This is a genomic window from Zobellella taiwanensis (genome assembly GCF_003012795.1).
Taxonomy (GTDB): domain Bacteria; phylum Pseudomonadota; class Gammaproteobacteria; order Enterobacterales; family Aeromonadaceae; genus Oceanimonas; species Oceanimonas taiwanensis.
This window is the reverse complement of sequence record NZ_PXYH01000006.1, coordinates 97103-109333: the sequence shown is the minus strand read 5'-3', so window position 1 is coordinate 109333 and position 12231 is coordinate 97103. Positions and strand designations below refer to the sequence as shown.

At 66.2% G+C, this 12231-nt stretch carries 10 protein-coding genes; 2 read left to right on the top strand and 8 right to left on the bottom strand.

Annotation, left to right across the window (positions count from 1 at the left end):
- Window positions 1-7 precede the first annotated feature (7 nt).
- Complete coding sequence (phhA, locus tag C7I36_RS06180) at window positions 8-805, top strand: phenylalanine 4-monooxygenase (RefSeq protein WP_106452844.1); 798 nt, start codon at window positions 8-10, stop codon at window positions 803-805.
- A gap of 9 nt (window positions 806-814) precedes the next feature.
- The gene (locus C7I36_RS06175) at window positions 815-1156 is read left to right on the top strand and encodes a 4a-hydroxytetrahydrobiopterin dehydratase (RefSeq protein ID WP_106452843.1); all 342 of its coding nucleotides are present in this window, start codon (window positions 815-817) and stop codon (window positions 1154-1156) included.
- 53 nt (window positions 1157-1209) lie between these two features.
- Here C7I36_RS06175 and C7I36_RS06170 read toward each other — a convergent pair whose 3' ends face one another.
- The 8 genes from C7I36_RS06170 to C7I36_RS06135 form a co-directional block, all read right to left on the bottom strand.
- Window positions 1210-1647, bottom strand: a complete 438-nt coding sequence (locus C7I36_RS06170) for an META domain-containing protein (RefSeq protein ID WP_106452842.1) — start codon at window positions 1645-1647, stop codon at window positions 1210-1212.
- A 338-nt stretch (window positions 1648-1985) separates the two neighbouring features.
- The gene (locus C7I36_RS06165) at window positions 1986-3260 is read right to left on the bottom strand and encodes an NAD(P)/FAD-dependent oxidoreductase (RefSeq protein WP_106452841.1); all 1275 of its coding nucleotides are present in this window, start codon (window positions 3258-3260) and stop codon (window positions 1986-1988) included.
- Between the two features lie 212 nt (window positions 3261-3472).
- Complete coding sequence (gene puuC, locus C7I36_RS06160) at window positions 3473-4957, bottom strand: aldehyde dehydrogenase PuuC (protein WP_106452840.1); 1485 nt, start codon at window positions 4955-4957, stop codon at window positions 3473-3475.
- An 18-nt stretch (window positions 4958-4975) separates the two neighbouring features.
- Window positions 4976-5545, bottom strand: coding sequence for an HTH-type transcriptional regulator PuuR (gene puuR / locus C7I36_RS06155; RefSeq protein ID WP_106452839.1), 570 nt, complete (start codon window positions 5543-5545; stop codon window positions 4976-4978).
- The gene (puuD, locus tag C7I36_RS06150) at window positions 5542-6324 is read right to left on the bottom strand and encodes a gamma-glutamyl-gamma-aminobutyrate hydrolase (RefSeq protein WP_245880048.1); all 783 of its coding nucleotides are present in this window, start codon (window positions 6322-6324) and stop codon (window positions 5542-5544) included. The genes puuR and puuD overlap by 4 nt, the downstream gene beginning before the upstream one ends.
- 305 nt (window positions 6325-6629) lie before the next feature.
- The gene (locus tag C7I36_RS06145) at window positions 6630-8384 is read right to left on the bottom strand and encodes a putative bifunctional diguanylate cyclase/phosphodiesterase (RefSeq protein ID WP_106452838.1); all 1755 of its coding nucleotides are present in this window, start codon (window positions 8382-8384) and stop codon (window positions 6630-6632) included.
- Entirely contained in the window at window positions 8381-10999 is a 2619-nt protein-coding gene (locus C7I36_RS06140) for a GAF domain-containing protein (RefSeq protein WP_106452837.1), read from the bottom strand. Before C7I36_RS06140 ends, C7I36_RS06145 begins: the two co-directional genes overlap by 4 nt.
- A gap of 235 nt (window positions 11000-11234) precedes the next feature.
- Complete coding sequence (locus tag C7I36_RS06135; RefSeq protein ID WP_106452836.1) at window positions 11235-12230, bottom strand: cytochrome d ubiquinol oxidase subunit II; 996 nt, start codon at window positions 12228-12230, stop codon at window positions 11235-11237.
- Window position 12231 lies beyond the last annotated feature (1 nt).

The following is a 12231-nucleotide window of genomic DNA, read 5'->3' as shown; positions in this document are numbered from 1 at the left end:
GAGCAAGATGAAAGCGACCCAATATGTGGCCCGGGAGCCGGGGCCGGACGGCATCATCCACTACAGTACCGAAGAAAACGCCGTCTGGCAGACCCTGATCGAACGCCAGCTGGCCTGCGTGGCCGGCCGTGCCTGCGACGAATACATGGACGGCCTGGCCCGGCTGAGTCTGCCCCGGGATCGCATCCCCCAGCTCGACGACATCAACCAGGTACTGGAGCCCGCCACCGGCTGGCAGGTGAGCCGGGTGCCGGCGCTGATCTCCTTCGACCGTTTCTTCGCGCTGCTGGCCAGCAAACGGTTTCCGGTGGCCACCTTTATTCGCCGTCGGGAAGACCTGGACTACCTGCAGGAGCCGGACATCTTCCACGAAATATTCGGCCACTGCGCCCTGCTCACCCATCCGGCCTTCGCCCGCTTTACCCATGCCTACGGCCAGCTGGGACGGGACGCCGGCGCCGAGGACAGGCGTTTCCTCGCCCGGCTGTACTGGTTTACCGTGGAGTTCGGCCTGCTCAACACCCCGGCCGGCCGGCGCATCTACGGCGGCGGCATCCTCTCCTCCCCCGGCGAGACCCGCTACGCCTGTGAGTCCCCGGTGCCGGAGTTTCGCCATTTTAATATCCTGGACGTGCTGCGCACCCCCTACCGCATCGACATCATGCAGCCCATCTATTATGTGATCGACTCCATCGACGAGCTGTTCCATATCGCCGAGATGGACATCATGGCCAGGGTGAACGAAGCCAAGGCCCTGGGGCTGTTCGCCCCCACCTTTGCACCCAAACAACAACAAGCCAGTTAAGGAGTGAACATGACCGTACTTGCCCAACAACACTGCGAAGCCTGCCGTGCCGATGCCCCCAGGGTCAGCGACGAGGAGCTGGCGGCCCTGATGAAGGACATTCCCGACTGGACGCCGGTGGCGCGGGAAGGGGTGCTGCAGCTGGAGCGGGAATACCAATTCAGGAACTTCAAGCTGGCCTGGGCCTTCGCCGACAAGGTGGCGGAGCTGGCCGAAAGCGAATTCCACCACCCCACCATCACCCTGGAATGGGGCAAGGTCACCGTCACCTGGTGGACCCACGCCATCAAGGGACTGCACCGCAACGACTTTATCATGGCCGCCAGGACCGATACCCTGCTGGCAAACTAAATAAAAAGGGGTCGGAGTCAATTTTAAATTGACTCCGACCCCTTTTTATTGTTTTAGCGGGCGGTCAGGGTGCGGCCGTCCTCGGCGTGGATCACCAGCTCCCCCTTGGGCGTGAACTCGATGCGTCGGCCGTTGCCGAGGATATCCAGCATGACCTGCTCCCGCTCCATCTGCACCGGGGTGCACAGCATCATGGTGCCGGCCATGCCGGTGGTTTCGAGCTTGTTTCCCTCGAGCCGGTAACCGCCCCGGAAGCCGTTGCAAAAGGCGCGGCCATACAGTTCGCCGTCCTCGCCGAAATGGAGGGTGCCGGCAGCCTGGCCGACACTGCCGGGCAGCTCGCCGCTTACGTCCATGCCGTTCAGATCCCGCACCTGCCACTCAGTGCCGGTCAGGCCGGGCTGCGGCGACGGCTTGCCCACACCGGCACAGCCGCTCAGGGCAACCAGGGACAAGGCCGACACCAGGGCCAGGGAAGTCAGTCGATTCATAAACACCTCTCAGGATAAGGAAAAGCCGTCCCGGCTCGGGCCTGGCGCATCCCGGCTGCGTCCATGGATTGAGTAATAGCTCTAATACTATACCCGCTTGGGGAGGAAAGACCCACTCCCTGACCCAAACCCGGCGCCAACGCGGGGAGGCCCATTGAAATGGGTCCTGGAGCACCGATCAATGTAAAAGTTGAGCAGCATGATGTTTCTTGGCGGGCGGGCCGCCCGCGCTCCACCCAATCTGCAAACGTCGTTTGCCGCCGACGAGAGTAGCAGGGGTAGCACAGGCCTGGCCGCTTGATGTTTAAACGATATGGCGCCCTGGCTTCCGGCTCCGGTCACACCCCTAGCTTGTCGCGCAGGCTGTAGTAGACGGCACCCATGGCGGTAAAGGGCACCTGGAAGCGGCGGCCGCCGAAGAAGGGCAGGTGCGGCAGGCGGGCGAAGGCGTCGAAGCGCTCGGCCTGGCCCTTGAGCACCTCCGACAGCAGCCGCCCCGCCAGGTGGGTACAGGTTACCCCGTGGCCGCTGTAGCCATGCATATAGTAGACGTTCGGCTCCAGCCGCCCGAACTGGGGCAGGCGCGACAGGGTGAGCAGGAAGTTGCCGGTCCAGCGGTAGTCTATCTTCACCCCCTCGAGCCCGGGGAAGGTTTTCAGCAGTTTGGGCAGCACCAGGCGGTCGATGTCATCCGGATCCCGGGCGCCGTACACCACGCCGCCGCCGTACAGCAGCCGGAAGTCGCCGGTAATGCGGTAATAATCGAGCAGGTAGTTGCAGTCCTCCACGCAGTACAGGCTGCGGATAAGCTCCCGCGCCCGCTCTTCGCCCAGGGGCTCTGTGGTCACTATCTGGGTGCCGCAGGGCATGGCCCGGGCCGACAGCCTGGGCTCCAGGTTGCCGAGGTAGGCGTTGCCGGCAAGCACCATAAAACGGGCACTGACCCGTCCGCCGGCGGTCACCGCCACCGCCGGATCCCCATACTGGATATGGGTCACCGCCGACTGCTCGAAAATGCGCCCGCCCCCCTGGCGGATGGCCTCGGCCTCGCCCAGGGCCAGGTTGAGCGGATGGATATGGCCGCTCCAGTGATCGAGCAGGCCGCCAACGTAACGCCCGGAGCCGACCTCTTCCCGTATCCGCGGCTCGTCCAGCCACTCCAGTTGCCGGTGGCCATAACGCTCCCAGTTGGCCTTCTGGTGTTCCAGCTCGTGCAGCTGGCGCCGGTTGAGGGCGGCGAAGATGCCGCCGGGCCGGTAGTCGCAGCGAATGCCGTACTGCTCGATGCGGTCACGGATGATGTCGCCGCCCTCGAACATCATGCTGCCCAGCATGCGGGCGGTGTCGTGACCGTAGCGGGCCTCGATCACGTCGATATCCCGGCTGTAGGAGTTGACCATCTGGCCGCCGTTGCGCCCGCTGGCGCCAAAGCCGATGCGGCCGGCCTCCAGCAGCACCACGTCAAAGCCTGCCTCGGTGAGGAAGAGGGCGGTAGACAGCCCGGTGTAGCCGCCGCCCACCACGCAAACGTCGCAGCGGATATCCCCGGTCAGTTGCGGCCAGGGCTCGTGCCGGTTGGCCGAGGCGGCGTAGTAACTGTTGACGTGTTCCATTTAAAACCTCTCCCTTGAATAGCTGTTCTGCATGGCCGTTCACCCAAGGCCGCGAGCGGGTGCCGCTAAGCAGACCCTCCGCGCCAGGGCCGAAAAATGCTCCTGCCGTTCCGGCATTCCCGCCATCCCTGGCGGTCAGAAGCGCGGCACAGCCCCCAGGGATGGGTTCACGGCGTGTCTGCGTGCGGTGCCCGGTCGATGGGCGCGACAATTCAATCCAGTGCCAGCCAGGTGGTCTTGAGTTCGGTGAATTTTTCCAGGGCGTGCAGGGACTTGTCCCGGCCGTTGCCGCTCTGCTTGACGCCGCCGAAGGGCACCGTCATGTCGCCGTCGTTGTAGTTGTTGATAAACACCGAGCCGGCCCTGAGCTTGCGCGCCAGCCGGTGGGCCCGGGCCAGGTCCGAGGTCCAGACCCCGGCCCCCAGGCCGTACTTGCTGTCGTTGGCCAGGCGCACCGCGTCCTCCTCCCTGTCGAAGGCGGTCACCGCCAGCACAGGGCCGAAGATTTCCTCCCTGGCCACCGTCATGTGCGGATTGACCTGCTCCAGCACCGTCGGCCCCATAAAGTTGCCCGCCAGATCCCGGCCGTCCAGGCCGAGCACGGCGCCTTCTTCCAGCCCCTCGGCAATATAGCGGCAGACGCTGCCGTGGTGGTCGCTGTCGATCAGGGTGCCCATGGTGGACTCGGGATCGAGGGGATCCTTGGGCTCGAACGCGGCGGCGGCCTTTTTCAGCTCGGCCAGGAAGGCGTCCTTGATGCCCGCCTCCACCAGCAGCCGGGTCCCGGCGATGCACACCTGGCCCTGGTTGTAGAAGATGCCGGCGGCGGAGGCCCGGGCCGCCTTGGCCAGATCCGGGCAGTCGGCGAACACAATGTTGGCGCTCTTGCCGCCCGCCTCCAGCCAGACCCGCTTCATGTTGGAACGGCCGGCGTATTCCATCAGCAGCCGGCCCACCCCGGTGGAGCCGGTGAAGGTGAGGCAATCCACGTCCTGGTGCAGGGCCAGGGCCTTGCCCGCCTCGTGGCCGAAGCCGGGCAAGACGTTGAGCACGCCGTCGGGCAGGCCTGCCTCCCGGGCCAGGGCGGCGAGGCGGATGGCGGTAAGGGGGGATTTTTCCGACGGCTTGAGGATCACCGAGTTGCCCGCCGCCAGCGCCGGCCCCAGCTTCCAGCAGGCCAGCAACAGCGGGAAGTTCCAGGGCACAATGGCCGCCACCACCCCGATGGGCTCCCGGCTGATCAGCGCCAGCGCCTCGGGGCCGGTGGGGGCGATTTCGCCATACACCTTGTCCACCGCTTCGGCATACCAACGGATGGCGCGGATGGCGCCGGGAATATCGTCGCGCAGGCTGTGGCGAATGGGCTTGCCGGTGTCCAGGGTTTCCAGCAGTGCCAGCTCTTCCCGGTGGGCCTCCATCAAGTCGGCCAGGCGCAGCAACACCCGCTTGCGCTCGGCCGGCGCCGCCCAGGACCAGGCGCCGGATTCAAAGCTGGACCGGGCCGCGGCCACTGCCATGTCCACGTCCGCCTCCCGGGCCCGGCCGGCCTCGGCCAGGGCGGTGTCGCCGGCCGGGTTGATCACCGCAAACCGCTCGCCGGCCACCGGGTCCCGGTACTGGCCTCCGATGAACAGCCGGGCCTCGATGGGCAGTGCCGCCGCCCTTGCCTGCCAATATGCCTTGTCTTTGTAATCCATGATGCTTCTCCGCCTTCCTTACAGGTTGGCCGGGGTATGCGCGCTGACGATACGGCATTCCCGATCCGATACATTGGTAAAGGTATGGGGCAGCCCGGTGTCGATCACATAGCTCTGCCCGGCACCGAGCCGGTAGACCTCGCCATCCACGATCAGCTCTATCTCCCCTTCCAGCACTGTGCCCACTTCCTCGCCCAGATGCTTGAGATGCCCGCCGGTGCTGGCGCCGGGGGCATAGGTTTCCAGCAAAAAGCCCAGGGCACGCGCGCGGTTGCCGTTGTGCACCAGCTTGAAGGACAGGCCCCGGCCACCGATTTCGATCAGCTCCCCGGGCTCGATCACCACCTTGTTGCGGCGGGCGGGCGCGGGCTCGGCGAAAAACTCCGACAACGACATGCCGTACACCTTGAGCAGCTTTTGCAGACTGCTCACCGCCGGGCTGACCTTGTCCCGCTCTATGGTGCAGATGGCGCCGTGGGTCAGCCCCGACAGCTGCGCCACCTTGCGCTGGCTCAGGCCCAGCCGCCGGCGAATGGCCGCCAGCCGGCGGCCCGGCAGCTCCTGGCCGTGGCGATCCGCCTCGTTCATGCCGCCGTCCTGGCCGCCCGGTAGCGGCGACAGGCCTCGGCAAAACCGTCGAACAGGGCGCGGGACAGGGCATTGTCCCGGCTCTGCCACTCCGGATGCCACTGCACCCCCAGGGCGAAGGGCTGATCAATCAGGCTGATGGCTTCTATCAGTCCGTCCGGCGCCCGGGCCTCGGCCCGCGCCGCCGCGCCCAGCGCCTTCACCCCCTGCATGTGCAGGGAATTCACCGGCCGGCGGCCGGGGCCGGCCAGCCGGGCCAGCAGGCCACCCGCCTCGGGAAGGATGTCGTGGGCCGGGGCGTACTGCCGCGCCAGGGGCTGCTGCTTGTCTTCCCGGTGTGCGTCGAACAGGCCGATGTCGTGCAGGCGCCGGTGCAGGGTGCCGCCGCTGGCCACCACCATCTCCTGAAAACCGCGACAGATGCCGAACAAGGGCAGGCGGCGCTCGCCCGCGGCGGCGATAAGCCGCAGGCTCAGGCGGTCCCGCCCGGGATCGTTGAGCGGCTCTTCCCCGCTTTCGCCGTAGTGATGGGGCTCGATGTTGCTGTAGCTGCCGGTGAGCAGCAGGCCATCGAGCATGGCCAGGACCTGCTCCAGGGCCGGCTCGTCGTCGGCCAGCCCCTGGGCCAGGGGAAAGGGCAGCAGGCCGGCGTCCTGCACCGCCCTGAGGTATTTTTCCTGCAGCGTCATGGCCGGGTGCGGCCCCAGTTGCTGCCGACACATGATGACGCCGACCACCGGCTTGTTAGATATATGCACCATCCAGGTCACCTCACGCATGCTCTAAATTCTGAACAGCTAAGCGCATCCTGGCTGTTTTTGTCAAATATCGAGGTAAAAACCGTGAAGAATACGATACCAGGCCAGCCCGTTTAAATAACTGATCCTAATAGTGCTACAGCGACCGGGACCCGCACGCAGACCCTCCGTGCCCCCCCCTGGCACGGAGGATCTGCTTAGTCGAACCCGGTCGCTGCCGACAGTGATCTACTATTCGGAACAGCTAGTTAACACAGGCCGGGAGCGGAGAACAGGATCGGCCTCTCATTGTAAACTATATTTAACACCCGGCCGGTGCCCGGCGCTCAGTCCGCCAGCCCGGCCTGGTGCCGGAGGTAGTAGTCGATAAAGGCCTCGGGCCGGAGCGGCGGCGAATACCAGTAGCCCTGCACCATAAGGCAGCCCATTTCCTTGAGCAGGGTGATGTGCTCGGCACGCTCCACCCCTTCCGCCACCGTGGTGCAGCCCAGGTTGCGGGCCAGATGAACCACGGTTTTGGCCAGCTGGTGGCCCTGGGCATCGGTGTCCAGGTCGTTGACGAAGGCCCTGTCTATCTTGAGCACCGACACCGGCAGCGACTTGAGGTAGGCGAGGGAGGAATAGCCGGTGCCGAAGTCGTCGATGGCGATGTCGATGCCCTCGGCCGCCAGCAGCCGCAGCTGGCTCAGGGCCAGCTCCACGTCCTGCATCAGTCCCGACTCGGTCACTTCGATTTCCAGCGCGCCGCGCGGCAGCCGGCTGCGCCGCAAACGGTGGATCAGTGCCTCGGCAAAGCCCGGCTGCATCAGCTGCAGGGTCGCCACGTTGACCGCCACCCGAAAATCCGGCGCCACCAGCCGCTGGTCTCGCCATAGCTCCAACTGACCGATGGCCGCGTCGATCACCCAGTCTCCCAACCGCAGTATGTCGCCGCTGGCCTCGGCGATGGGAATGAAATCGGCGGGCGAAATAAAGCCCAGCTCCGGATTGACCCAGCGCAGCAGCGCCTCGGCACCGGTGATCCGACCGCAACTCAGGTCCACCTTGGGCTGGTACACCAGGAACAGTTCGTCGTTGTCGGTGGCGTGGCGCAGGGCCTGGCGGTAGCGGTTGAGGGCATGCAGCCGCTCCTCCAGGGCCGGCTGGTACAACTGCCAGCGGTTGTTGTCCGCCGGCAGGGCCAGGGACGCCAGGCGTACCAGCCGCTCGGCGGAGTCGTGTTCGAAACCGCTGTGGCTCACCCCCACCCGTACCGCCAGGTGCAGCAGCAGGTGCTCGATCTCGAAGGCCCGGGTCAGCTGTTCAATCAAGCCGCGCGCCCGCCTGGCCAGCCGCTCCGGGTCGGCCGGGGCCGGTTCCAGCACCAGCCATTCGGTGCTGCTCCACACCCCGAATTCGATGCCGGCCGGATCCAGGCAACCGCCCAGGCGCTCGCCCAGGGCCCGGTTCAGGGCATCGGCCACCCCATAACCGTGCAGGCGGGCAATGTCGTCCATGCCTTCCAGCGCGATGAAATACACCAGGATCCGCTCCCGTCCGCCCAGCCGCCGCTGCAGGCTTTCCAGCAGGGCCCGGCGGTTCGGCCGCTCGGTAACCGGGTCGGCCAGGGACAAGCGGTGCAGCTCGGCGGTGCGCTGTTCCACCAGATCTTCCAGCAGCCGGGCCCGGCTGCTGCGCTGTTGCAGCAGGAAATGCACCTCCAGCACATTGTGGATACGCTGCAGCACCTCGAACTGGTCGAAGGGCTTGGGCAGGAAGTCGCGGGCCCCGAGGCTCAGCGCCCGGAAACGGGTATCCTTGTCGGTTTGGGCGGTCAACACTATCACCGGCGGCGCCAGCTCGGCCCATTCTTCCCGCAACCGGGCCAGCACGCCAAAGCCGTCCAGGTGGGGCATGCGGATGTCCAGCAACAGCAGGTCGGGCCGGTCCTGCGCCAGCCGCCGGGCCAGCCGGCGCGGATCCGTTTCGCCCTCCACCCGCCGGTAGCCGTTGTCCTCCAGCAGACAGCTCAGCAGTTCCACGTTGACCGGGTTGTCGTCCAGCACCAGGATGCGGGCGTCGGGATAGGCGAGCCGGGTCATGAGCCGGGCTCCCCGGCGAGTTGCTCGAGCAGGGCCAGAAGCCGGGGAATGTCGAGGGGCTTGGTCAGGTAGTCGCGAAAACCGGCCTGGCGAGCCCGGCGGATGTCCTCCGGCATGGCATTGGCCGACAGGGCCACCAGCGGCACCCGCCGGGTCAGGGGATGGCGTCCCAGCAGTCCCGCCGCCGCCACCCCGTCCATGCCGGGCAGGTTGATGTCCATCAGGATCAGCGCCGGCGGGCTGGCACAGGCCACTTCAAAGGCCAGCTCCGCCGAGTGCACGCACTCCAGGCAAAAGGAGCCGAGATCCTCGAACAGTTCCTTCATCAGCCGCTGGTTGGCGGGATTGTCCTCCACATAGAGCACCCGTTGCCGGCGACCCGGCGCAGGACGTCCGCCCGCCGGGGCTTCGGCCACGGCGGCAGGCAGAACCGGCGCCGCCAGGGGCAGGCAGAACCAGAATTCGCAGCCCTCGCCGGGAAGGTTATCCACCCCGATGCGGCCCTGCATTTGCTCCACTATGCTCTTGGTCAGCGCCAGCCCCACGCCGGTGCCCTCGATGGCGCCGTTTTCCTCCCCCAGCCGGTTGAAGGGCTGGAACAGTTGGTCCAGGTAGCGGGGATTGATGCCCTTGCCGGTATCGCGTACCGCCACCCGCAGCCACTCGCCCTCGCGGCGGGCCCCCAGCCACACCCGGCCCCCGGGGCGGTTGTACTTGATGGCGTTGGACACCAGGTTGATCAGCACCTGCTTGAGCCGGGTGTAGTCGGCCAGCACCGTTGCCGTGCCGTCCAGCTCGAGGCTCAGTTCAATCCCGGCCTGGCCGGCCATGGGCGCCAGGATATCGCAGGCTTCCCCCGCCACCTCGGCCAGGCGGATAGGCTCGAGGGACATATTGATGCGCCCGGCCTCGATGCGCGCCAGATCCAGCACCTCGTTGATCAACGCCAGCAGGTGGGCGCCGCTTTTGTAAATCTGGTCCACCTGGCGTTGCTGGCGCTCGCTGAGAGGGGCGCGCCCGTTGCTCAGCAACAATTGGGCAAAGCCCATGATGGCATTGAGCGGGGTGCGCAGCTCATGGCTCATGGAGGACAGAAACTCGGTCTTGGCGCGGCTGGCCCGCTCGGCCTGATCCCGGGCCTGGCGCAGTTGCTCGGTGAACTCCTCCCGCTCGTTGAGCTGGCGGTAAAGGTTGATCAGCAGGGCGCAGGTGGAGGTAAAGGGTTCGAGCCAGGCCACCAGGTTCTCATCATAGTCCGCTTCGCCGTTGGCGATGGCATACATGCCGATGACCTGGCCGTTGTCGAGGATGGGCACCCCCAGGTAGTTGTGCAGCGGCGGATGGCCCGGCGGAAAGCCGCCCCGGCGCGGGTCCTCGCCCATTCGGTTGCTGAGCACGGTTTCGCCCCGGGCAAAGACCCGGCCCAGCATGCTGTCGGGATTGGTCAGCAGCATTTCCCCCGCCTGCAGCTGGCGCATCAGCCGGCGCGACTGCTCGCTCCAGGACAGGTCGGTAATGGCATGGATTTTCAGCGCCGGCCGCTGCTCGACCAGCAGCACCTCGCCGATCAGCGAATAGTCGCTGCCGGTCAGCTCGCGCAGCGCCTGCTGCAGGAACGCCCACAGCCGGTTGCCGGACATCAGCGCCTGGTAGTCGGTCAGCCCCTTGTGCAGCACGCTCAGCAGCCGCTGCTGTTTTTCCATCTGGCGGGTGGCCTGCTGGATTTCGCTCAAATCGGTCAGAATGCCGATAAACTCCCGCCGCTGGGGATGCTGGGGATCCGCCACCTCACCCACCGCCAGGTGCACCGGTATGGGATGGCCGTCCTTGTGCTGGGCCTCGACCCGCCGCCCCCGGCCGATCACCCTGGCCTCGCCACCGGTCATATAGTGGCGGATATAATCGTCGTGGTGGCGGGCCCAGCGCTCCGGCATCAGCACACTGACGTTGCGCCCAATCAGCTCTTCGCGCCGGTAGCCGAGCAGCGCCAGGGCAAAATCGTTCACCTCCCGGATAAGGCCGGCCGCATCAATCCGCACTATGCCGGCGGCGGCGCCCTTGATAATGGCCTGGTAGCGGGCCAGGCGATGATCGCTGAGCTGACTCTGATCGCTCAGCAGCCGGTGCTGCAGGTGCAGCCGGAGCAGGGCTTCCGCCTGCTGGCCCAGCATCCGCAACTGGCGCCGTCCCTCCGGGTCCAGCCGCCGGGGCCGGGTGTCGAGCAGGCAGAGGGTGCCGAGCGCCACCCCGGGCTCCAGGCACAGGGGCACACCCGCATAAAAACGCAGGCCCGGCTCGCCCCGGACCAGGGGGTTGTCGGCAAAACGCGGATCCCTGTGGGTATCCTCCACCACCAGCATCTCGTTGGCCGCCACTGCATGGGCACAGAAGGCGATGTCGCGGGCGGTTTCGCACCAATCCAGCCCCACGCCGGCCTTGAACCACTGGCGCTCGCTGTCCACCAGGGAAATCAGCGCCATGGGCACCTCCAGCAGGCGGGCGGCCAGTTCGGTCAGTTGATCGAAGGCCGCCTCCCGCGGGGTATCGAGCAGCTGCAGCTGGTGCAGGCGGGCGAGGCGTTCGGCTTCATTGTCGGGCAGGGGCAGGTGGGGCATAACAATCCGGTGGTTGGCGACGGAGCCGGTATCGGCGGCGAGCCCCCTTATAATCAGCAGAGCCGGCACGGGTCAATGATTTTTCCGCGCCCTTGCCGGCCGGCGCACAGAATCGCCGGCCGGCCCGGACCTCAGCCCAGCAGCAGACGAATGGCCATGCCCGCCAGGGTGAGCACCAATACGCCGCCAAGGTAAAGGCCGGCAAACCACAGCCAGCCCCGACGCTTGTTGCTCATCAGTAGCCCTCCTCGAAGTCTTCGACCTTGCCGGAGAAAATACGGTAGCCCCACAGGGTGTAGGCGCAGATCAGCGGCAGGAAGATAAAGATGCCCGGCAGCAGGAACAGCAGGCTGGAGTCGGGCGCGCTGGCTTCCCACAGGGTCAGCTGGTGCGGGATAAGATAAGGGAAGAGCCCCACCACCAGGCCGGCAAAGCCCAGGATGAACAATCCCACCGCCAGCCAGAAGGGCCGGGTTTCGTGGGGCTCGCCGTCCAGATCCCGGTACAGCAGCCAGCCGATCAGGGCGCTCAGCAACGGCAGGGGCGACAACCAGAGGAAGTTGAGGCCGTCCAGCCAGCGCGTGCGCACCTCGGTATTGGCCAGCAGGGTCCACAGGCTCACCACCACCAGTATCGCCATGATCGCCAGTACCAGCCGGCGCCCCAGGTGGGCGGCGCGGGCCATGATGTCGTCCCGGCTTTTCATCACCAGGTAGCAGCAGGCCAGCAGGGCATAGGCCACCATCAGCGCAAAGCCGGTGAAGATGCCGAAGGGCGACAGCCACTCCAGGGCGCCCAGCTCGCCGGGGCCGGCCTCCACCCCCTGCACCACGGCGCCGAGGATGGCGCCCTGGCAGAAGGTGGCGACGGTGGAGCCGAGAAAGAAGGACAGATCCCACCAGGGCTTGGAGCGGTGCGACTTGAAGCGGTACTCGAAGGCCACGCCCCGGAAGATAAGCCCGATCAGCATGATGATGATGGGGGTGTACAGGGTCGCCAGTATGCCCGCGTAGGCGGCGGGAAAGGCGGCGAACAGCACCACGCCGCCGAACACCAGCCAGGTTTCGTTGCCATCCCACACATGGGAGATGGAGCGCATCATATGATCCCGCTCCGCCTCGCTCTTGAACCAGGGATAGAGGATGCCGAGGCCGAGATCGAAGCCGTCGAGCACCACGTACATCAGTACCGCGAAGCCCAGCAGCAGGTAGTAGAACAGTGCCAGATCCATG